At 70.8% G+C, this 20,613-nt stretch carries 18 protein-coding genes; 13 read left to right on the forward strand and 5 right to left on the reverse strand.

The features are described 5' to 3' along the window. The 4 genes from VGX25_RS25585 to VGX25_RS25600 all read left to right on the forward strand — a co-directional run. On the forward strand, nucleotides 1-674 hold a 674-nt coding region (locus VGX25_RS25585; protein ID WP_326920450.1), incomplete at its 5' end, for an SDR family oxidoreductase. Then, nucleotides 671-2,119, forward strand: coding sequence for a rhamnulokinase family protein (locus VGX25_RS25590; RefSeq protein ID WP_326920451.1), 1,449 nt, complete (start codon nucleotides 671-673; stop codon nucleotides 2,117-2,119). The genes VGX25_RS25585 and VGX25_RS25590, both read left to right, overlap by 4 nt. A gap of 98 nt (nucleotides 2,120-2,217) precedes the next feature. Next, nucleotides 2,218-2,910: a hypothetical protein gene (locus VGX25_RS25595; protein ID WP_326920452.1), complete on the forward strand. Its 693-nt coding sequence runs from the start codon at nucleotides 2,218-2,220 to the stop codon at nucleotides 2,908-2,910. A gap of 367 nt (nucleotides 2,911-3,277) precedes the next feature. Further along, nucleotides 3,278-6,406 carry a glycoside hydrolase family 2 TIM barrel-domain containing protein gene (locus tag VGX25_RS25600; RefSeq protein ID WP_326920453.1) on the forward strand — a complete coding sequence of 1,043 codons (3,129 nt, stop codon included), beginning with the start codon at nucleotides 3,278-3,280 and terminating at the stop codon, nucleotides 6,404-6,406. A 7-nt stretch (nucleotides 6,407-6,413) separates the two neighbouring features. Here VGX25_RS25600 and VGX25_RS25605 read toward each other — a convergent pair whose 3' ends face one another. Further along, the gene (locus VGX25_RS25605; protein WP_326920454.1) at nucleotides 6,414-7,232 is read right to left on the reverse strand and encodes a class I SAM-dependent methyltransferase; all 819 of its coding nucleotides are present in this window, start codon (nucleotides 7,230-7,232) and stop codon (nucleotides 6,414-6,416) included. 160 nt (nucleotides 7,233-7,392) lie between these two features. Between VGX25_RS25605 and VGX25_RS25610 the strand changes: the two genes are divergently transcribed. Further along, on the forward strand, nucleotides 7,393-8,583 hold the full coding sequence (locus tag VGX25_RS25610) for an alpha/beta fold hydrolase (RefSeq protein WP_326920455.1): 1,191 nt from the start codon (nucleotides 7,393-7,395) through the stop codon (nucleotides 8,581-8,583). Nucleotides 8,584-8,690: 107 nt separating this feature from the next. After that, nucleotides 8,691-10,154 carry a hypothetical protein gene (locus VGX25_RS25615; protein WP_326920456.1) on the forward strand — a complete coding sequence of 488 codons (1,464 nt, stop codon included), beginning with the start codon at nucleotides 8,691-8,693 and terminating at the stop codon, nucleotides 10,152-10,154. A 9-nt stretch (nucleotides 10,155-10,163) separates the two neighbouring features. Here VGX25_RS25615 and VGX25_RS25620 read toward each other — a convergent pair whose 3' ends face one another. Beyond that, complete coding sequence (locus VGX25_RS25620) at nucleotides 10,164-10,994, reverse strand: DUF5995 family protein (RefSeq protein WP_326920457.1); 831 nt, start codon at nucleotides 10,992-10,994, stop codon at nucleotides 10,164-10,166. After that, complete coding sequence (locus VGX25_RS25625; protein WP_326920458.1) at nucleotides 10,991-11,806, reverse strand: hypothetical protein; 816 nt, start codon at nucleotides 11,804-11,806, stop codon at nucleotides 10,991-10,993. Before VGX25_RS25625 ends, VGX25_RS25620 begins: the two co-directional genes overlap by 4 nt. A 223-nt stretch (nucleotides 11,807-12,029) precedes the next feature. On the opposite strand from VGX25_RS25625, the gene gndA reads away from it, so the two are divergent. The 3 genes from gndA (at nucleotide 12,030) to VGX25_RS25640 (ending at nucleotide 14,790) form a co-directional block, all read left to right on the forward strand. Then, the gene (gndA, locus tag VGX25_RS25630; protein WP_326920459.1) at nucleotides 12,030-13,466 is read left to right on the forward strand and encodes an NADP-dependent phosphogluconate dehydrogenase; all 1,437 of its coding nucleotides are present in this window, start codon (nucleotides 12,030-12,032) and stop codon (nucleotides 13,464-13,466) included. Between the two features lie 223 nt (nucleotides 13,467-13,689). Further along, complete coding sequence (locus tag VGX25_RS25635; protein ID WP_326920460.1) at nucleotides 13,690-13,914, forward strand: hypothetical protein; 225 nt, start codon at nucleotides 13,690-13,692, stop codon at nucleotides 13,912-13,914. Between the two features lie 60 nt (nucleotides 13,915-13,974). Next, complete coding sequence (locus VGX25_RS25640) at nucleotides 13,975-14,790, forward strand: PaaX family transcriptional regulator C-terminal domain-containing protein (RefSeq protein WP_326920461.1); 816 nt, start codon at nucleotides 13,975-13,977, stop codon at nucleotides 14,788-14,790. On the opposite strand, the gene VGX25_RS25645 is transcribed toward VGX25_RS25640, so the two are convergent. After that, entirely contained in the window at nucleotides 14,787-15,644 is an 858-nt protein-coding gene (locus VGX25_RS25645; protein ID WP_326920472.1) for an amidohydrolase family protein, read from the reverse strand. The genes VGX25_RS25640 and VGX25_RS25645 overlap by 4 nt on opposite strands. Before the next feature lie 218 nt (nucleotides 15,645-15,862). Between VGX25_RS25645 and VGX25_RS25650 the strand changes: the two genes are divergently transcribed. The 3 genes from VGX25_RS25650 to VGX25_RS25660 are packed head-to-tail and all read left to right on the forward strand — an operon-like array spanning nucleotide 15,863 to nucleotide 18,432. After that, nucleotides 15,863-16,375 (forward strand): hypothetical protein, encoded by a 513-nt coding sequence (locus VGX25_RS25650; RefSeq protein ID WP_326920462.1) that lies wholly within the window; start codon nucleotides 15,863-15,865, stop codon nucleotides 16,373-16,375. 9 nt (nucleotides 16,376-16,384) lie between these two features. Continuing rightward, on the forward strand, nucleotides 16,385-18,055 hold the full coding sequence (locus tag VGX25_RS25655; RefSeq protein WP_326920463.1) for a hypothetical protein: 1,671 nt from the start codon (nucleotides 16,385-16,387) through the stop codon (nucleotides 18,053-18,055). A gap of 14 nt (nucleotides 18,056-18,069) precedes the next feature. After that, entirely contained in the window at nucleotides 18,070-18,432 is a 363-nt protein-coding gene (locus VGX25_RS25660; protein ID WP_326920464.1) for a hypothetical protein, read from the forward strand. A 47-nt stretch (nucleotides 18,433-18,479) separates the two neighbouring features. On the opposite strand, the gene VGX25_RS25665 is transcribed toward VGX25_RS25660, so the two are convergent. Beyond that, nucleotides 18,480-19,826 (reverse strand): cobyrinate a,c-diamide synthase, encoded by a 1,347-nt coding sequence (locus VGX25_RS25665; RefSeq protein ID WP_326920465.1) that lies wholly within the window; start codon nucleotides 19,824-19,826, stop codon nucleotides 18,480-18,482. Between the two features lie 20 nt (nucleotides 19,827-19,846). Between VGX25_RS25665 and cobF the strand changes: the two genes are divergently transcribed. Continuing rightward, on the forward strand, nucleotides 19,847-20,611 hold the full coding sequence (gene cobF / locus VGX25_RS25670) for a precorrin-6A synthase (deacetylating) (RefSeq protein WP_326920466.1): 765 nt from the start codon (nucleotides 19,847-19,849) through the stop codon (nucleotides 20,609-20,611). Nucleotides 20,612-20,613: the final 2 nt, after the last annotated feature.

Raw genomic sequence — 20,613 nt, forward strand, 5'->3', positions numbered from 1 at the left:
CCGCCACCCGGGTGGCCGCCGAGCTGGGCGGCGCCGACACCGCGATCGCCGTGACCGCCGACGTCACCGACGAGGACGCCGTCCGGGCCGGCCTCCACGCGGCCGCGCTGGCCTTCGGCGGGGTCGACCTGGTGGTCAACAACGCCGGCCTGTCGATCTCCAAGCCGCTGCTGGACACCACACTGTCCGATTGGGACACCCAACACGACGTCATGGCCCGCGGCTCGTTCCTCGTTTCCCGGGAGGCCGCCCGGATCATGATCGCCCAGCAGCTCGGCGGCGACATCGTCTACATCGCCAGCAAGAACGCCGTCGTCGCCGGGCCGAACAACCTCGCCTACGGCGCGGCCAAAGCCGACCAGGCACACCAGGTCCGACTGCTGGCCGCCGAACTGGGCGAGCACGGCATCCGGGTCAACGGCGTCAACCCCGACGCCGTCGTCCGCGGCTCCGGAATCTTCGCCTCCGGCTGGGGCGCCCAACGCGCCGCCGTCTACGGCATCCCCGAACACAAGCTCGGCGAATACTACGCCCAACGCACCCTCCTCAAACGCGAAGTCCTCCCCGAACACGTCGCCAACGCCGTCTTCGCACTCACCGCCGGAAACCTCTCCCACACCACCGGCCTGCACATCCCCGTCGACGCCGGCGTCGCCGCGGCCTTCCTGCGATGAGCACCCGGGTCGCCGCCGTCGATCTCGGCGCGGCCAGCGGCCGGGTGATGACCGCGACCGTCGGCCAGAACACCCTGGATCTGACCGAGGTCGCCCGCTTCCCCAACGTTCCGGTACGGGCCGGCGGCACCCTGCACTGGGACATCCTGCGGCTCTACCAAGGAATCCTCGACGGGCTGCGCGCGGCCGGACCCGTCGACTCGATCGGCATCGACTCCTGGGGCGTCGACTTCGGACTCCTCGACGGCGACGGCAAGCTACTCGGCAACCCCGTGCACTACCGCGATTCCCGCACCGACGGCGTCGCCGATCAGGTGCTGCGCGAGGTGTCGCCGGCCGAGCTCTACGCGGCCACCGGGCTGCAACTGCTGCCGTTCAACACGATCTTCCAGCTCGTCGCCGCCAGGGACACCGCCCAGCTGGCCGCGGCGAAGACCCTGCTGCTGATCCCGGATCTGATCGCCTACTGGCTCACCGGCGAGATCGGCGCCGAACGCACCAACGCCTCGACCACGCAGCTGCTCGACGTGCATACCGGCGGTTGGACCACGGATCTGGCCGCCTGGCTGGATATCCCGGCCGGCATCTTGCCGCCGATCCGTGAGCCCGGCTCGCTCATCGGCCCGCTCGACGCCGACCTCGGCCTCGGACCCGTCCCGGTGACCGCCGTCGGCTCGCACGACACCGCCTCCGCCGTCGTCGCCGTCCCCGCCGACGGCGAACGGTTCGCCTACATCTCCTGCGGCACCTGGTCGCTGGTCGGCGTCGAGCTGGATCACCCGGTGCTCACCGAGGACAGCCGCGCGGCGAACTTCACCAACGAGTCCGGTGTGGACGGTAGGATCCGGTTCCTGCGCAACGTCATGGGCCTGTGGCTGCTGCAGGAATGCCTACGCGCCTGGGGCGACCCCGACCTGGACGAGCTGCTGCGCCGTGCGGCCGAGGTGCCGCCGTTCCGCGCGGTCGTCGACGCCGACGACCCCACCTTCCTGCCACCCGGCGACATGCCCGCCCGGATCGCCGCCGAATGCGCCCGGCTGGGCCAGAGACCGCCGGGCGACCACGCCGAGACCGTCCGCTGTGTCCTGGACAGCCTCGCCCTGGCCCACCGCGCCGCCCTCACCGACGCCCAGCGCCTGTCCGGCCGCGACATCGACGTCGTCCACATCGTCGGCGGCGGCGCCCGCAACCAACTGCTGTGCCAACTCACCGCCGACGCCTGCGGCCGCCCCGTTCTCGCCGGCCCGGTCGAGGCCACCGCCCTCGGCAACGCCCTCATCCAGGCCCGCGCCCTCCGCGCCGTCCCCGACGACCTGGCTTCCCTCCGCGCCCTGATCCGCGCCACCCGACCCACCCGGCGCTACCAGCCCCGCGCCGACCCCGCCGCCTGGGCATCGGCGGCGGCCCGCCTGCGCAACCAGGTCACGGGTGGAGCAGGGCCTTGATCGCGCGGCGCTCGTCCATCGCCCGGTAGCCCTCGGCGGCCTGCGTCAGCGGTATGCGGAATGGTGATCGTGTTTCACCGCCGTGCGGGGTGGAACCCGTGGGCGTGCGAACTGTGTCGCTGCTTGCCGCGCTGGTCGTTGCGCTCGTGGGCTGCTCGGACGGTGACGTGGTGCGGCGCGACGGGTTGCCGGGCAACCGGATGGTCAGCTCGGACGCCGCCGACCGGCGGGAGGCGTGGCTGAACGTGGTCAGCGGCGCGGACGCGATCGTGATCCGCGCGGTGCACCTGGACGGCCGGTTGTTCCGTGCCTGGACTCCGGACGGCTCCCGGGTCGCGCCCCTCGCCACGGTCGACCGCGACGTGGTGCGGCTCGGTCTGCACGGTGACGGGCCCGCCGAGCTGCATGTCGACGTGAGCTCCGAGGTGCTGTGGCACCTCCGGCTGGACGGCGGCGCGACCGTGCAGACCCTCGAGCTGGCAGAGGGAAAGCTCGGCTCGCTGGACTTCGGCGCCGGTAGCGCGCGGATCGAGGCGGTGCTGCCGCGTCCGAGCGGCGTCACCCTGGTGCGGATGACCGGCGGCGCGAGCACGTTCGACGTGCACCTGCCGGCCGGGGTGCCGGCCAGGGTGCTGCTGGCCGGGGGCGCCGGCCAGGCAAGCATCGACGGCGCGGTCCGCAGCGGCATCGCCGGCGGCACCGAACTGTCTACTCAGGACCAATCAAGCGCCGACCGCTACGACCTGAACCTCGTCGCCGGCGTGTCCGCCTTCCGCCTCGAGCGCACCTGAGCGGCCTCAACGGGTCGGGCCGCCGGGGCGGGGCGCCGCCAGCGGGTGCCGAGCCGCCGCCGCCGGCCGCGGTGCCGGTGTCGACGCCGACCTTGAGCGTGACGGTGTAGCCGTTGGTGACGTCGCCGGTCACGGTGGCGAGTTGGGTGGCCCGGGTACCCGACCGAAGCTAGGCACGGAGCCTGTGCGTGGCCTGAGCGTTCCCCATGCCCTCGCTGTGCGACGTACTCCATTATGGACAGTGTCGAATACTGTCGAATGAGTGAGCGATCGTTGACACCGCGTCGCCCCGCGGCGAATACTCGAGTTCGTTCTTGTGCGGTTATGTCCAAATAACTCAGTGTCCTGGGTGATTGCGGTGGGTGTGATGCGCAGGTTGTTTGACGTGCTGCTGGTGGTGGTCCTGACCTGCGGGCTGCCCGCCGGGGTGACCGCGGACGCCGCGCCGGGCGATCAGGTCCTCGCGGCGGGCGGATCCGGGGAGCGCAGCGCGGATTTCGGCGCCGGGTGGCGGTTCGCGCTGGCCAACCGGACCGGGATCACGGACCCGACCGGGGCGTTCGCGCACGCCCAGGACGTGGACTTCGACGACTCGGGCTGGCGGCGGGTCAGCGTGCCGCACGACTGGAGCATCGAGCTGACGCCGACCCCCGAGGGCGGCACGACCAGCGGCACCGGCTTCCTGCCCGGCGGGTTGGGGTGGTACCGCAAGACGTTCACGCTGCCGAGGTCGCTGGCCGGCAAGCGGATCTCGATCGAGTTCGACGGCGTCTACATGGACTCCTACGTCTACGTCAACGGCCAGCAGGTGGCCAACCATCCGTACGGCTACACCGGGTTCGCGGTCGACATGACCTCGCTTGCGCACACCGACGGCCGGACGCCGAACGTGGTCGCGGTCAAGGTGCAGCACCAGTTGCCGAGCAGCCGCTGGTACTCCGGCAGCGGCATCTACCGCAAGGTGCACCTGGTGGTCACCGATCCGGTGCACATCGCCCGGCACGGCGTCTACGTGACCACACCGGACCTGGCCGGCACCATCGGATCCGGGTTCGCCACCGTGCGGGCCCGGACCACCGCGGTCGACGAGCGCGGCGACACCGCCGAGGCCACCGTGGTGTCCACAGTGGAGGATGCGGGGGGCCGCCGGGTGGCGCGGAAGCGTACGCCGGTGCCGCTCGGCGCGGACCCGGGCACGGTAGGCGCCGACCTGCGGGTGGACCGGCCGATTCTGTGGTCGCCGGAGAACCCGTACCTGTACACGTTGCGCACCGAGCTGGTCGTCGGCGGTCGGGTGGTCGACGCGACGACCACCCCGTTCGGCATCCGGTGGTTCGTGTTCGATCCGAACGAGGGCTTCTCGCTCAACGGCGTGCCGACCAAGCTCTACGGGGTCAACCTGCACCACGATCTCGGCGCGCTCGGCGCCGCGGTCAACTCCGACGCGATCGTGCGGCAACTGACGATCATGAAGGGCATGGGCGTCAACGCGTTGCGGACGTCGCACAACCCGCCGGCGCCCGAGGTGATCGAGGCCTGCCAGCGGCTCGGCATCCTGATGATGGTCGAGGCGTTCGACACCTGGCGCCGGCCGAAGGTCCAGTTCGATTACGGCCGGTTCTTCGACGCCCACAGTGACGCCGACATCGCCGAGATGGTGCACGCGGCGAAGAACTCACCCGCGGTGGTGCTGTGGTCGATCGGCAACGAGATCCCGGACTCGACCAGCGTCGCGGTCGGGGTGCCGATCGCCAGGAGGCTCATCGCCGACGTGCGGGCGATCGACACCACCCGGCCGATCGTGATGGGGTCCGACAAGTACCGCAGCGTGCCGGCGCCCGGGTCGGCCCAGGACCAGATCCTCGGCCTGCTGGACGGGATGGGCCTGAACTACAACACCGCGGGCTCGGTGGACGCGCTGCATGCCCGCTATCCCACCAAGTTCTTCTTCGAGTCCGAGTCGTCCTCCGAGACCTCGACGCGGGGCGCCTACCAGGACCCGCATCTGCTCAACACCGGCGAGAACTACACGCCGGGCAAGCGCGACACCTCCTCCTACGACAACAACATGGCCTCGTGGACGATGAGCCACGAGTACGGGCTGAAGAAGGACCGGGACCGCAAGTTCTTCGCCGGGATGTTCCTGTGGTCCGGGATCGACTACATCGGCGAGCCCACGCCGTACGACGTGTTCCCGGTGAAGTCGTCGTTCTTCGGCGCGGTGGACACCGCGGGCTTCCCCAAGGACGCCTACTACGCCTACGTCAGCCAGTGGACGACCGCGCCGATGGTGCACCTGGTGCCGATGAACTGGACCGACCACGAGCCCGGCGAGCCGGTCACCGTGTGGGCTTACTCCACTGTGGACACCGTGGAGCTGTTCCTGAACGGCGCCTCGCTGGGTGAGCGCCGGTTCGACCACAAGACCACGCCCTACGGTCGGGAGTACCTGGAGACGACCGAGCCGACCGGGGACGACAAGAACGTCACCACCGGCCCGTTCCCCGGCAGCTACACCAGCCCGAACGGCAGCGCCGGCAAGCTGCACCTGACCTGGGAGGTGCCGTTCGCGCCGGGCCGGCTGGTCGCGGTGGCCAAGCGGGACGGCGTCGCGGTGGCCCGCGACGAGCTCGTCACGGCCGGCGCTCCGGCGGCTCTGCGGCTCACCCCGGACCGCCGCCGGATCAGCGCCGACGGCGAGTCGCAGGCGTTCGTGACGGCTGAGGTGGTCGACGCCGCTGGTGTCGTCGTGCCGGGCGCGACCACCCCGATCTCGTTCGGCGTGCACGGCGGCCGGCTGGTCGGCCTGGACAACGGCCGCCAGGAGAGCGCGGAGAACTACACGGCGACCACGCGAACGGCGTGGGCCGGCAAGGCACTGGCAATGGTCAGGGCCGGCGACCGGGCCGGGCCGGTCACGATCACCGCCAGCGCGCCGGGGTTGCGCTCGGACCGGGCCACCGTGCTCGCGCTGCCGGCCGGCAACGGCACCCGGCCGGCGAGTGTCGACCCGGTTCCCGCCGACCCGGCTCCACCGTCCACAGCGGACGATCCGGTGGCCGACGCGAGCTACTCCGGCGCGCCGAACACGCTGCCGGCGGCCATGCTGGACGGCGTCACCACCAGCGGCGGCTGGTCCAACGCCTACGTCAAGGCCGCCACCGCCCTGCTGCCCGCGGTCAGCAGCGCGCACGCGCGCGAGTGGGTCTCGGTGGCCTGGCGGCAGCCGCACCTGCTCGGTCAGCTGTCCGCGTACTTCACCCTCGACGCCACCCGCACCCTGCCGGCGTCGATCACGGTGTCCTACTGGGACGGCGACTCGTTCGTCCCGGCGACCAACCAACGGATCACCTGGGCGACCGAGTCCAATCAGCCAACCGTGATCGCTTTCGATGCTGTCCAAAGTAGACTGATACGCCTGGACATGACCAGCCGGGCTCCCAACACCTCCAACGGTTTCCTGCAGATAGCCGAGCTCCAACCCGTCGGCTCATAGGGGTTCGTCAAGACATTGCCGCCCAGGCGCCGACCAGGGTGGGGAGCTTGAAGGTCGCGTCGTGCTGCATGGTGTCGTGGATGAGCCGGTCGGCCAGGGTGTCGACGTCGACCTCGTCCGGTGTGGCGATGCCGGTGCGGTCGAGGACCGGGAGCAGCGTGCGCAGGATTGCCGCGGCCATGCGGGCGGCCTCGGGATCGCCGGGCGGCCGGTACTGCTGCAGGCCGAGCACGGTGACCGGGTCGAGGCCCGCGCGCCGCATGACCTGCCCGAGGCGGGCGCCGAGGCTGGCGTCCAGGCCGGACCGGCGGAAGGCTTCGGCGATCCAGAACCCGACCCGCTCGCCGATCGGAGTCGGCGGAAGGCAGCCGATGGCGGTCATCTCGTACTCCATCATCGCCACGACTCCGCCCGGTCGCAGCAGGTCGGCGAACCGGCGCAGGATGCGGACCGGATCGGGCAGGTAGAGCAGGGTCAGCCGGCCCACGACCGCGTCGAACTCGCCGGTGATCCGGACCGTGTGCAGGTCGTCGTGCAGGAACGACACGTTGGTCAGGCCGGACCGCTCGGTGCGGTGGGCGGCCAGGGTCAGCGCCTTTGCCGACTGGTCGATCCCGACGACCGACCCGGTGGGCCCGACCAGCTCGGCGGCCAGGAAGGCGACGTCGCCCGCCCCGGTTCCCAGGTCGAGCACCCGCATGCCCGGCGCGACGCCGGCCAGCTCGAGGACGGTGCGGGTGGTGGGGCCGAGGATCCGCGCCTGGTGCTGCAGCCGGTCCAGCTCGGCGGGATCATGGCCGAGCAGATACTCCTGGTCCGTCGTCATCGATGTCCTCCCACGGTCCGTCGCGGTGTGTGCCGCCAGCATCGCCGCGGATACGCCGCCGCACGTGACGGGTTGCTGGAGATCCTGTGGAGATTGCCGACACATCGGGTTGACCCGCGGCGATGAACGTGGCGGAACAACAGCGCAGAGGACCAGCACCATGTACCGGTTCGAGGACTGCCATGTGGACCCGCGCCAGTTCGAGCTGCGCCGCGGCGGCGACGTGGTGCACGTCGAACCGCAGGTCTTCACCCTGCTGACCCACCTGATCGAGCACCGGGACCGGGTGGTCACCAAGGCCGAGCTGCTGGACGCGGTGTGGGGGGACCGGTTCGTCAGCGACTCGGCGCTGACCAGCCGGGTCAAGGCGTTGCGCCGCGCGGTCGGCGACGACGGCGCCCGGCAACGGATCATCGCCACGGTGCACGGCGTCGGCTACCGGTTCGTGGCCGAGGTGGCCGAATGCGGCAACCACGGCCCGCCCGCGGAGCGCGGCGCCGACCGGACCCAGCAGATCCGGTACTGCGTGTCGCCGGACGGCGTGCGCCTGGCGTACGCGATCTCGGGAACGGGTCCGCCGCTGGTGAAGGCGGCCAACTGGCTCACCCACGTCGATCTGGAATGGTCCTGCCCGATCTGGGCGCACTGGCTCGACGGGCTGGCCCGCCACCACCGGCTGATCCGGTACGACGAGCGCGGGTGTGGACTGTCCGACTGGGAGGTTGCCGACTTCAGCTTCGACGCCTGGGTCAACGATCTCGAGCTGGTGGTGGACGCCGCCGGGCTCGACCGGTTCCCGCTGCTCGGCCTGTCACAGGGCGCGGCCGTCGCCATCGCGTACGCGGTGCGGCATCCGGAGCGGGTGTCGCGCCTCGTGCTGGCCGGCGGCTACAGCCGTGGCCGGCTCGCGCGGGCCCGGACGGCCGAGGAGCGCGAGGAGGCGGCCCTTGATCTGCAGCTCGGCCGGATTGGTTGGCGGCGCGACGATCCCACGTTCCGCCAGGTGTTCGCCAGCCAGTTCCTGCCGGACGGCAGCCGGGAGCTGTGGGACGCGTTCAACGACCTGCAGCGGGCCACCACCTCCACCGAGAACGTGGTGCGCTTCCTGGAGGTGTTCGCGCACATCGATGTGTCCGCGCTGGCCGCGCGGGTGCGCTGCCCGACGCTGATCCTGCACTGCCGCGACGATCTGCGGGTACCCAAGACCCAGGCGCAGGAGCTCGCCGCGCTCATCCCCGGCAGCGAGCTGCGGTTCCTACCCAGCCGCAACCACATCCTCACCGCCGACGAACCGGCCTGGCCGGTGTTCCTCGACCAGGTCCACCGCTTCCTGGCGGCCGACCCGCACTAACCTCCGGCCGATCTCCCGCCGATCTCCCGGAGAACTCCAAGCACCGATCCGTGCCGGTCCCGCACGCTCTGCGGCGTTGTCCCGTTCGTCCTCAACGCCAAGGAGCGATGATGGCATCCATCCCCAACCTGCCCGTGGTCGTGGACCTGTCGACCGTGACCGCCACGAAGAACGGCGGCGTCGGTCCCGCCGAGCCGTACCTGCTGACGGTGTTCTTCCAGTTGGACGGCGGCACCATGCGGATCGAGACGCGCGCCGACGGGAAGCTGGTGCTGCGCGGTGAGCCGGTGGTCAGGAGAACCAACAGCCGGCACGGCAACCTGCCGCAGATCCGGGACGGCGAGACGGTGCCGGTGCCGGACTCGGTCGGCCGGTTCGCCACCACGATGCGTCCGATCCCGCTGCCGGGGTCGCTCGGCGACCTGGTGGTCGGCGGCGCCTCCGGCGCCGTCGGGATGCTCTACGTGCTCGCCGAGCAGGACGGCCTGCCCGACCACGCCATCCTCGCCGCGTACGACACGCTGGTGGAGGAGTTCACCAAGGAGCTGCGCAAGATCCGGGACGGCATCGTGATCGACCCGGCCAACCCGGCGACCAACCCGTTCACGGTCAGCGAGGAGGTCAAGAAGGCGATCACCGAGCGGATCGCGGCCAAGGTCAGGGACACGATCCTGAAGAACACCTTCCTGGTGCTCAACGCCGACGACATCCTCGGCAGCGACGTGCTCGTGTTCACCGAGGCGGGCCTGCTCGCCGACCGGTCCCAGCCGTTCAGCAAGCGGTTCGACGAGGGCGTGCCGGGTGACTGGACCGTCCGCGGGTCGGCGACGGCGACGCTGCCCACCGACTTCGCCCGGCGCCGCCGGGTCACGCTCGACCTGGACAAGCTCACCTGCGTGACCGCCAACGAGAGCGGGCTGGCCGGCCCGGACGAGCCCTACCTGTGGAACCTCTTCTTCACCATCGACGGCAGCACGGTCAGCCTCGGCAACAACTTCCGGCTGGCCGGCACGGCCGTGGTGGTCGGCAGCCCCGGCAGCCAGGGCAACCTGGGCGTCGACCCGGTCAGCGCCGGCCAGACGATCCAGATCCCGGACGCCGTCGGCCGGTTCGCCCCGCAACTGGACCTGATCCCGTTCCCGCCGCTGCTGCGCGGCTCGCTGGTCGGCGGCATCTCGGGCGTGATTGGGTGCGTGTCCGTGCTCCTCGAGCGGGACCTCGTCTCGGCCGACGCCGCCGAGGCCGGCCACCAGGCGTTCAACGCCGAGGTCACCCGGGTGCTCAACGAGCTCATCCCCACGCTGGGCGTGGGCAACGCGACCCCGAGCCCGGCCGACCTCGAGGCGCTCAGCGGCCGGATCGGCCAGAAGGTGCGGGCGGCGATCCTCGAGGAGGGCAACATCCTCGAGGACCTCTTCGCCGCGCTCGACCCCGACGACGTCGTCGGCTTCCAGGTGCGGCTGTTCACCCACACCTCCCTGCTCGACGACCCCCAGCAGCCCATCACCGCCACGTTCGACCAGGCCGGCCACTACGACCTGACCGGGTCCGTCTCCGCCACCCCGGCCTAGACGTCACACCTATGCCCCGCGCACCGGGGTTTCCAGGGTGATGTCGCCGAACTTCTCCTTGCGTATGGCCCGGCCGACGGTGCGGACCGGCAGGCTCCAGATGCTCCGGTCGGCGATGCGTTTGGCCAGTTGCGCCGATTCCCAGTTCGACCGCTGGTGCACGAGGTTCACTTCTTCGTCGTCGGTCGTGGCCAGGTAGGAGATCGCCGACCACCATACCCGTTCCCGATAGTATTTCAGGCCGGTTCCGGACAGCACGACGTCGAGTCCGTTCATCGTTTTCCGGAGCAGTTGGATGCCGCCGCCGTAGTCCCGGGTGAGGGTTTCGGCGATCTGTGGGATCGAGCGGATAAGAATGTTGTTGACCTGGTCGTGGTCGAACTTGCGGCGCGGCAGGGATAGGTGCTGGACCTCGTCGCCGTGCTGTTTCAGGTTGAGATACGTTCCGTAGGCGAGGTCGTAGTTGATGTGGGCGTTCAACCCGAGCAGGAGGTCCTGCAGGACGGTGGAGCTCCGCTCCTGTGCCATGCCGTGCGCGACCTTCCAGGCCCGCTCGGCGTCGGGATCCCGCTCGAAGGTGGTCAGCGACCGGAAGTAGAGGGACGCGAAGTGGCCGGCCTGCGAGCTCACCCAGCCGGCGTCGAAGAAGATCGGGTTCGTGTAATCTCCCCGCTGATTGATGGCCGCATGCACATTCAGGGTGATGATGTAATAGGCGCGCAGGAAGATTGCCCGGTAGTCGTCGCGCTCATGAAAGTATCGCAGGGCGTTCTGCATGCACGGAATCGCCTCGTCGATGTTCGCCGGTCGCTGCGCGGCAATGTCGTCGAACTCGCTCATGTGTCTCGGGGGTTGATCACGGGGAACAGGTAGTGGTCGGCCAGGTGGTTGAGGACGCGGCGGGCGGAGCGGAAGCGTTCGGCGACCTCCACGATGGTGGCAAGGCGGTCGGTGCGGACCGGGGCGAGTTGCCAGGCGGTGCGGTACCAGCGGGCGCCGAGCAGCTCGAACAGCTCGATGGCCGGTGTGGCGATCATGCGCTCGTGCTCGTCCCGTGCGCTGACGCCGGCGATCCGCACCAGCCGCGCGGCGTCGACGGGGGACAGTGCGCGATCGCCGGCGTAGTCGGGGAAGACGCCGGTGAGGAACAGGCTGACGTCGCCGAGCCGCCGGTAGATCCCGGGCCGCTCGGCCTCGCCGACCGCCTCGAGCAGCCCGGCGAGGCGCACCGGGTCGAGCTCGTTGAACCGCCGCCACCGCCACCCGTGCCGGGTCCGGACCGGGTAGCGCCCGCTGGCGATCCTGGTGAACGAGGCGAGCAGCTCGATCAGGAACAGCCGGCGCTCCGGGGTGGCCAGGAAGTCGGCCAGCTGCGGGGTGTCGAACACCGGCACCTTCTGCCGCAACCCGGCCCGCTCCGGCACATGCGACATCGACGCCAGCTCCCGCTGGGCCCGGTGCACCACCACGGCGAACAGCAGGAACGGCGACACCTGCAGCGGCACCGCACGAGCCACGGCCCGCTCGCCGAGGATCGCCTCGAACACCCGGGGATCGGCGAGCACCGCCGGGAAGGAGTCCTGGTCCCGGCGCAGCTCCGCGGCCGGGATGTCCAGCGCGGCCGACAGCAGCCGCAGATCGCCGTCGGTCACGTGGTCCGTGTAGAGAGCGCCGGCGCCGTCCACGTGCCCAAGATTACTTCGGATCCCTCGCACGTCGATCGACGACCCGCCCGGTCCAGCGAAGCTGCAATCGCCGTCCAGGATCGGCGGCGTTCGCGCCTGTAGGGTCGGTCCGGGTGAACCAGCAGTCGGCTGCCGCCGTATGGGCTAGTGGTGGCGGGCCGGCGACGAGTAGCTCCACCGGGAGGAACGGATGGCAGCTCGGGCGCAGATCGGCGTCACCGGTCTGGCGGTCATGGGTCGCAACCTGGCGCGCAACCTCGCTCGGCACGGGTACGCGGTGGCCCTGCACAACCGCTCCGTGGCGCGGACCCGGTCGCTGGTCGAGGAGCACGGGGACGAGGGCGTGTTCGTGCCGACCGAGTCGGTGTCGGAGTTCGTCGCGGCGCTCGAGCGGCCGCGGCGGGTAGTGATCATGGTGAAGGCCGGGGCGCCGACCGACGCGGTGATCGAGGAGCTGGCGCCGCTGCTGGAGCCCGGCGACATCCTGATCGACTGCGGCAACGCCCACTTCGCCGACACCCGCCGCCGCGAGGCCGAGCTGCGCGAGCGCGGCCTGCACTTCGTGGGGGCCGGGGTGTCCGGCGGCGAGGAGGGCGCGCTGCTCGGCCCGAGCATCATGCCCGGCGGCTCGGCCGAGTCGTACGCCTCGCTCGGCCCCATGTTCGAGCAGATCGCCGCGCAGGTGGACGGCACGCCGTGCTGCACGCACGTCGGCCCGGACGGCGCGGGGCACTTCGTCAAGATGGTGCACAACGGCATCGAGTACGCCGACATGCAGCTGATCGCCGAGGCGTACGACCTGCTGCGGGACGGGCTCAAGGCCGAGCCCGCGGACCTGGCCGCGATCTTCGACGAGTGGAACAGCGGCGACCTGGAGTCGTTCCTGATCGAGATCACCGCCAAGGTGCTCGCGCACGTCGACGCCGCGACCGGCTCGGCGTTCGTCGACGTGGTGCTGGACCAGGCCGAGCAGAAGGGCACCGGCCGGTGGACCGTGCAGACCGCGCTGGACCTCGGCGTGCCGGTCACCGGGATCGCCGAGGCCACCTTCGCCAGGGCGCTTTCGGCGCATCCCGAGCAGCGCGCCGCCGCTCAGGCCGCACTGCCGGGGCCGAGCTCGGTGCCGCCGCTTGCCGACCGGGACACGTTCATCGACGACGTGCGCAAGGCGCTGTACGCGTCCAAAGTGGTCGCCTACGCGCAGGGCTACGACCAGATGGCCGCGGCGAGCGCGGAGTACGGATGGAACATCGACCTCGGCGCCATGGCTACGATCTGGCGCGGCGGCTGCATCATCCGGGCCCGTTTCCTCAACCGCATCCGGGAGGCCTACGAGCGCGACCCGGGGCTGCCGACCCTGCTCGTCGACCCCTATTTCCGGGACGCCGTGGCGCAGGGCCAGGAAGCCTGGCGCCGGGTGGTCGCCCACGCCGCGCAGACCGGCATCCCGACCCCGGCGTTCTCCTCGTCGCTGGCCTACTACGACGGTCTGCGGTCCGCCCGCCTGCCGGCCGCGCTGATCCAGGGCCAGCGCGACTACTTCGGCGCCCACACCTACCGCCGCGTCGACAAACCGGGCACGTTCCACACCTTGTGGGCCGAGGACCACCGCGAGGTCACCGCCTGACCCGACAATTAGTACAACTTCACTGAACATCGCGCCATTGGCGTGCGATCCACAAAAGAATGATGGGTCGGCGTCGGTGGTTTCAGTGAATATCCTAAGCGGATCCTCATGCTGGGAGCGCGACTTAGTCCGGTCGGGGTATTTCTTCGTGCCGGCCATTCCTCTTACCCTTTGTGATACTGCGGTCACCGCCGTTGCGTAATAGGCGTAATAGGGGTCGGCTATGAGTAAAAGAGCGCGCAATGCGCGGCAGCTTGCCAGCCTGCTGACCGGAAAATCCGGCACATTGGTCAGGGTCTACTACGACCACGCCATCCATCGGCACCGCGTCATCTGGACCAGGGGACCGGATGTCGCCCAGATGTACAACCTCGCGATGCGGCACGCGCATGCCGTCCCCGGCCTGGACCTCACCAGGATGCTATGGGACCGCGGGACGTCGGATTGATCTAGTGAAAGCGCTGGTAGCCGGGGGTGTTGCATAATTGGCGGCGTGTCGCATCCGGTGGTGAGTCGCCGTCGTGAGGTGGGCGGGGGCAGCGCGCGGTCGTTGCTGATGACCGTGTTGGGGGAGTTCGTCCTGCCGATGGACGGGCCGGTGTGGACCGCGGCTCTGGTCGACGCGCTGGGGTTGTTCGGCGTGGAGGAGAAGTCGGCGCGGCAGGCGCTGGCCCGGATCGGCGCGGAGGGGTGGCTGGAGTCGGAGCGGGTGGGTCGCAGGGTGCGGTGGCGGCTGACCAAGCCGGGCCGGCGGTTGCTGGCCGAGGGGGCGGAGCGGATCTACGGGTTCGGCAGCGGCGGTCCGAGTTGGGACGGCCGGTGGCTGGTGCTGCTGGTGTCGATCCCGGAGTCCATGCGGGAGTTGCGGCACCGGCTGCGGACCCGGCTGGCCTGGGCGGGGTTCGGGTCGCCGACGCCGGGCGTGTGGATCACGCCGCGGCCGGAGGCGGAGGCCGAGGCGAAGCTGATCCTGGCCGAGCTGGCGCTTCCGGGGCCGGTGATGTCGTTCGTGGCCGGCTTCGGCGGGCTCGGCCGGGAGCCGGAGATGGTGGCCGCGGCGTGGGACATCGAGGAACTGGCCCGGCGGTACGCGGAGTTCATCGCCGAGTTCAGCCGGCTGTCGCCGCGGTCGGCCGATGACGTGTTCCGGGCGCAGACCAGGCTGGTGCACGAGTGGCGCCGGTTCCCCTTCCTCGATCCCCAGCTTCCGGCCGAGCTGCTGCCGGCACGCTGGATCGGCGCCAGGGCGACCAAGCTGTTCAACGACCGGCACGCCCGCTGGCGGGACGGCGCCCAGCGCCGGTGGGCGGAGCTGGGCGGCTAGATTCCGAGGCCGGGGAAGATCTTGGCGGCGTTGCCGGAAAGGACGGCGCGGAGCACGTCGTTGGGCAGGCCGAGCGCGGCAACGGCGGCCGCGTTGGTGGCCGGCCCCGGCACGCCGGGCCAGTCGGTGCCGAAGATCCACTTGGTGGCGAGGCGGGTGAGGTCGAAGCGGGCGTAGTAGTCGGGCAGCTTGCCCGGCGGCAGGCCGGCGAGGTCGAGCCAGACGTTGCCCCTTGCCAGCGCGAGGAAGGCGGCGGTGTCGTACCACCAGCCGCGGCCGCCGTGCGCGAACACGACGGTGACGTCGGGAAAGTCCTCGAGCACGTCGAGCATCAGCTCCGGGTCGCCGAACCTGGCTCGGGCGCCGGGGAAGCTGGACGTGCCCGAGTGGACGATCACCGGGATGCCGCGGTCGGCGCAGATCCGGTAGGCCGGGTACAGCTCCCGGTCGTCCGGCCGGAACGCGCCGTGCACCGGGTGCAGCTTGAGGGCCACCGCGCCGAGGTCGAGCTGGCGCTCTACTTCGGACTCCACGGGGTGGTGCAGGTGCGGGTTGACGTTGGCGACCAGGCGGAACCGGGCCGGGTTGTGCTCGACGATGGGCAGGTTGTCCTCGATGGGCTGGATGCCGGTGGCCCGCGGGCTGTACTCGCAGAACAGCAGCGCGCGGTCGACCCCCTCGGCGTCGAGCAACGCGTCCAGCCGCGCCGGGACCGGGTTGCCGTCGGCGTCGTAGGCCGATCGCCAGTCGTGGCCGCGGGAGAACCGGTGCGCCCACTGCGACCAGGCCGGTTTGACGGTCGACAACCTGGGTACGTGCACGTGCGCGTCGACGAGTGGCATGCCGTTGAGCATCAGGTCAATGATCACACGTCCTGGGACAGGTCGCCCGGCTCGGCACCCGACATCGTGTGACCGCGTCGCCGTACGCCGTTTGGCTGTAGCACCGATGTCCACGGATGCCCTATTTTGCTCGTGTGGCCGGATCTCCGGGGGACCCTCAATCATCGCGCCTGTTCGCGCCGGGCGTCGGCGTCCTGCTCGGATACGTTCTACTGGTCGGCAATCCGTGGATGAACAGGGACCTCCAACTCGCGGTGTCGGACTCCGATTCGGCCCTGCGGCTGTTCGACGTGATGGTTTTCTATCCGGGCTGGCAGCTCGACGTGGACCGGTTCGGCCCGTTCCTGTTCTGGTTGTCGAATCTACGGACGATTCTGTTCGTCGGGCTGGCCGTCGCCGGGCTGGCCAGGGTGTCGCGCTGGTTGCGGGAGACCGCCAGCGGTGCGGGGGTGTTCGTCGCCACCGTGGGAGTGACCGTGCTGAGCGCGGCGGTCGCCGGAATGGCGGCCGCGGTCACGGTGGTGAACCTGGTGGATGAGCCGAGGTTCTTTCCGACCTCCGACGGCCGCCTGACGGCCGAGTTTTTCCTGGCCCAGCTCAGTTTGGCGGGATCGTTCGGCGTGCTGTTCGGTCTGGTGCTCGGCGGCGCCGTGCTCATGCAGCGGCAGGGCCAAATACGGGCGGCCGAGCGGCCGAAACGGCCGGCCCAACGCCGGGTCGACGCGCCGAAATCATTCTGGTGAGGGGAATCGATGAAACGAGCGGTGGATCAGCCGCCGGCGTTCTCCGCCGACGACACGACCCGCTATCTGTGCGTGGCGGCCCGCACCGACGAGCGGTTCGCCGAGCGGATGACCAAGGAGCTGCTCCGTGACGACCTGCACGCGGTCGCGCCGTCGGTGGGGTTGTCGCTGCGCCCGGTGCTGCTGCACGGCCTTGCCGGGCGCCGGCAGTTCCGGGTGCGGGACTGGGGCCTGCTGGCGGCCACGCTGCTCGCGCTGATTCTCTCTCCATTGTGGACAATCATTGCGCTGCTGGTGATCCTTCCGATCGGCGGGAGCCTGGCCCGGCGGGCCGGGGAGTCGCGCCGGCTGCGCGACGCGGTGCTCGCCCTGGTGTCCCTTGCGGTACTGCTGATCCTGTCGGTGCTGATGGTGTCCGCGCTCGGGGCCGTCGAGCCGGCCACAGTGGACGAACCGACCGAACCGGCCGTGGCCGAATGGCTGGTCGGGTTGCCGTGGTTGGCGCTGCTGACCGGCCTGGCGATGTACGCGCTGATGGTGTGGAACGAGTGGCAGATCCGCCAGACCCTGCTGCGCGAGCTCACCCGCGCCAGGTTCCGCCCGGACGCGGCCCCGTCGCTGCCACCCGGCCAGGAGTGGCTGTCCGAACGGCTGAGCCAGATCGAGGACGCCGAACGCGGCAACGTCACCGTCTACGACGGGTTCACCCCGTTCGTCGGGTACGGCCCGACCGTGTCCAGCTGGTCGTTCGCCCTGCCCACGCTGCGCAGTGACGCCGAGGCGTCGGCCGACGGGCAGAACGTGGTGTTGCTGGACACCGTCGAGCTGGTGGGCTACATGCGCGACCGGCTGAGCTCGATCGGCACGCAGCCGGATGCGCTGCCCGGCCTGTTCCTCACCGACCGGGTGTTCGTCAGCGGCGACGCGCTCACCGCGCACCCGACGATCCTGCCCGATCGCAACCAGGCGCCCCGGCAGCAGTTGCCGGACGAGGACGTGACCCGGCTCGCCGCGCGGCCGCACGGCTCGGCCCGGCACTACCTCTGCGCGCAGGTGCCGTCGTGGGGCGGCGAGGTGGTCGCCAGCACGTTCCTGCATTTCTCCACCGACGGGCGGCTGCTCTACCTGCAGTGTGACCGCACGATCCTCGGCCCGCTGTGGCAGCAGTACCACGACGTGGACCGGCTCACCCCGCTGCTGACCGCCGCCGCGCTCGGCCGGCTGCTGGCCAGGGCGGCCAGCGGGTTGCCGAGCGCGTTGCGGCGTGCCCCCGTCCGTGTGGTGCGGGACCTCAACTTCCGGTGGCGGTGGGAGCGACGCGGAACCGTGGAACGCGCGATCGCCCGGCAGGACCTCGGCTACAACTACGGCGCCGGGTTCAGCGTCCGTGAGGAAGCCACCGACGACAACTACCACAACTACTTCCAGAAGACCGACGCCGCCAAGCATCTCAAGCTCATCGAGCGCCACGTGCTGACCGCGCTGCTGGATTTCCTCGACGAGCACGACGTGGACACCACCGAGTTCCGCAACCGCCAGATGACCATTCTCAACCAGGGCATCATTCAAACCGGCGGGATCAGCAATGTGGGCAACCAGGCCGTCGGCAGCGAGGCCACCGCGACCGTGCAGTTCCCCACGCCGGAAGCCGCCCGACCGGCGGCCGGGAAACCGGCCTGACAGAAGGGAAAGTCGTGCGGGAAAGCTCGGCCAACTACGGCATCCAACAATCCGGCGGCACCAGCAACGTCGGCAACCAGGCCGTCGGCCCCCACGCCCGCGCGATCAGCCACGGCCAGCGCTTCACCGCGCCCGCCGGCGCCGGCGAGCTGCTCACCGAGCTGATGACCCTGCTGGACCGGCACCGGGCCGAGCTCCCCGCCACCGCCGTCGCCACGGCCGAGCGGCTGCGGGAGGAGCTGGCCAAACCCGAGCCCGACCGCGGCACGCTCAGCCGCATCCTGGACAAGCTCAACACCGTGGTCAAACCCGTGACTCCGCTGGTCAACACGGTCGCCGAGCTCACGAAGGCGATCGGCTCGGCGTTGTCCGGCTAGGCACTCCGGGGTGGTGGCCCGACAATTCCGGGCCCCCACAACCATGATCAACAGCAGGCGCGGACGAATTGCTGGATGAGCCGGGGGTTTCCGGCGGGGTGGGTGTGGAGGTAGGAGGCGTGGACGTTGCCGTGGACGAAGCCTTCGGGGTGGGGGGTGCCGTCGGGGGTGGGCCAGTGCCAGGCGGGTGGGGTGCTGGCGGAGGGGTGGACGGTGGTTCGGTGGAACTCGTGGCCGGTGTGGGGGGAGCCCTTGGGCCCAAGGATGGAGTCAGCGGCGGCGGTGGCGTCACGGTAGCCGAGGGTGAGGCGGTTCGTCATTTTCGCGTCGGCGTCGAGGACGGCGCACATGGGGTGGCCGTCGAGGGTGCGGACCAGAAACAGCAGGCCGCCGCACTCGGCGTGCAGGGGGCCGCCGGCGCGGGCGAAGTCGCGGATGGCGTGGCGTAGGGGGGTGTTGGCGGACAGGGCTTCGGCGTGCTGTTCGGGGAAGCCGCCGGGGAGGACCACGCCGGCGGTGCCTTGGGGGAGGCCGGGGTCGCGGAGGGGGTCGAAGACGGCGATGCGGGCGCCGGCGGCGGTGAGCAGGTCGAGGTGCTCGGCGTAGCCGAAGGTGAAGGCGGGGCCGCCGGCGACGGCGATCAGGGGGGATCCGGGGACGGGGGTGACCTCGGCGGCGGGGTTCCAGGGGGTGGCGGTGAGGGGCGGGGCGGCGGCCGCGAGACGGGTGATGGCGTCGAGGTCGACGTGGCCGGAGATGAGCTCGGTCATGGCGTCGATGGCGGCGGTGGCCTCCGGCCCGTGCTCGGCGGCGGTGACCAGGCCCAGGTGGCGTGACGGGAGCTCGACCAGCTCGGTGCGGGGGAGCGCGCCGAGCAGCGGCAGCCCGACCTGGTCGCAGGCGCGGGACAGGATCCGGGCGTGGGTGGGGGAGCCGACCCGGTTGGCGATCACGCCGGCCAGCCGCACGTCGGGGTCGAACCCGCGGAACCCGTGCAGCACCGCGGCGATGCTGCGGGCCTGGCCCCACGCGTCGACCACCAGGATCACCGGGGCGGCGAGCAGCTTGGCCACGTGGGCGGTCGAGCCGAGGTCCGAGTCGACGGACCGGCCGTCGAACATGCCCATGACGCCCTCGATCACGGCCAGGTCGGCGCCGGCGGCCCCGTGCCGCAGCAGCGGGGCGATCCGGTGCTCGCCGACCAGGATCGGGTCCAGGTTCCGGCCGGCCCGCCCGGCGGCGAGCGTGTGGTAGCCGGGGTCGATGTAGTCCGGCCCGACCTTGAACGGGGCGGCGACCGTGCCCCTGGCGCGCAGCGCGGCCAGCAGGCCGGTGGCCACGGTCGTCTTGCCGCTGCCGGACGCGGGCGCCGCGATCACCAGCCGGTCAGTCATCGGTTCCGTATCCTGCCGCCATGCGGAAGGTCTACCTCATCGGCATCGGCGCGGGCGATCCGGAGCACCTGACCGTCCAGGCGATCAACCGGCTCAACGAGGTCGACGTGTTCTTCCTGCTCGACAAGGGGGACGCCAAGAAGGACCTGGTCGACGCGCGGCGGGCGATCCTGGAGCGGTACGTCGAGCGGCCCGGTTACCGCGTGGTCCAGGCGGTCGACGCCGACCGCGACCGGGCTCCCGCGGACTACGTGGCCACCGTGGCGGAGTGGCACCACCGCCGCGCCGATCTCTACGAGCGGATGTTCCGCGACGAGCTCGCCGACGACGCCGTCGGCGGGGTGCTGTGCTGGGGCGATCCCACGTTGTACGACAACACGATCGCGGTGATCGAACAGGTGAAGCGGCGCGGGACCGTGCCGTTCGACTACACGGTCGTCCCCGGGATCAGCAGCGTGTCCGCGCTCGCCGCCCGGCACCGCACCAGCGTCAACCAGATCGGCAGGCCGGTGCAGATCACCACCGGTCGCCGGCTGGCGGCGGAGGGCTTCCCGGACGGCGTGGACGACGTGGTGGTGATGCTCGACGCGCAGTGTGCGTTCACCGGGCTCGACGACCCCGGCATCGACATCTACTGGGGCGCGTACCTCGGCACCCCGGACGAGATCACCCTCGCCGGGCCGCTGGCCGAGGTCGCCGAGCGCATCCCGCCGCTGCGCGCGCAGGCCCGTGCCCGCAAGGGATGGATCATGGACACCTACCTGCTTCGCCGGCGCACCCCCTGATC

Origin of the sequence: Actinophytocola sp. (genome assembly GCF_035942955.1) — a bacterium.
Lineage (GTDB): Bacteria > Actinomycetota > Actinomycetes > Mycobacteriales > Pseudonocardiaceae > DASYTH01.

What these genes read in the sequence shown, in the direction of transcription:
- VGX25_RS25610 (WP_326920455.1), top strand. Translation starts at nt 7,393, where the DNA reads ATGTACCGGTTCGAGGACTGCCATGTGGACCCGCGCCAGTTCGAGCTG.
- VGX25_RS25665 (WP_326920465.1), bottom strand. Translation starts at nt 19,826, where the DNA reads ATGACTGACCGGCTGGTGATCGCGGCGCCCGCGTCCGGCAGCGGCAAG.
- gndA (WP_326920459.1), top strand. Translation starts at nt 12,030, where the DNA reads ATGGCAGCTCGGGCGCAGATCGGCGTCACCGGTCTGGCGGTCATGGGT.
- VGX25_RS25600 (WP_326920453.1), top strand. Translation starts at nt 3,278, where the DNA reads ATGCGCAGGTTGTTTGACGTGCTGCTGGTGGTGGTCCTGACCTGCGGG.
- VGX25_RS25655 (WP_326920463.1), top strand. Translation starts at nt 16,385, where the DNA reads ATGAAACGAGCGGTGGATCAGCCGCCGGCGTTCTCCGCCGACGACACG.
- VGX25_RS25620 (WP_326920457.1), bottom strand. Translation starts at nt 10,994, where the DNA reads ATGAGCGAGTTCGACGACATTGCCGCGCAGCGACCGGCGAACATCGAC.
- cobF (WP_326920466.1), top strand. Translation starts at nt 19,847, where the DNA reads ATGCGGAAGGTCTACCTCATCGGCATCGGCGCGGGCGATCCGGAGCAC.
- VGX25_RS25615 (WP_326920456.1), top strand. Translation starts at nt 8,691, where the DNA reads ATGATGGCATCCATCCCCAACCTGCCCGTGGTCGTGGACCTGTCGACC.
- VGX25_RS25645 (WP_326920472.1), bottom strand. Translation starts at nt 15,644, where the DNA reads ATGCTCAACGGCATGCCACTCGTCGACGCGCACGTGCACGTACCCAGG.
- VGX25_RS25635 (WP_326920460.1), top strand. Translation starts at nt 13,690, where the DNA reads ATGAGTAAAAGAGCGCGCAATGCGCGGCAGCTTGCCAGCCTGCTGACC.
- VGX25_RS25605 (WP_326920454.1), bottom strand. Translation starts at nt 7,232, where the DNA reads ATGACGACGGACCAGGAGTATCTGCTCGGCCATGATCCCGCCGAGCTG.
- VGX25_RS25650 (WP_326920462.1), top strand. Translation starts at nt 15,863, where the DNA reads ATGAACAGGGACCTCCAACTCGCGGTGTCGGACTCCGATTCGGCCCTG.
- VGX25_RS25590 (WP_326920451.1), top strand. Translation starts at nt 671, where the DNA reads ATGAGCACCCGGGTCGCCGCCGTCGATCTCGGCGCGGCCAGCGGCCGG.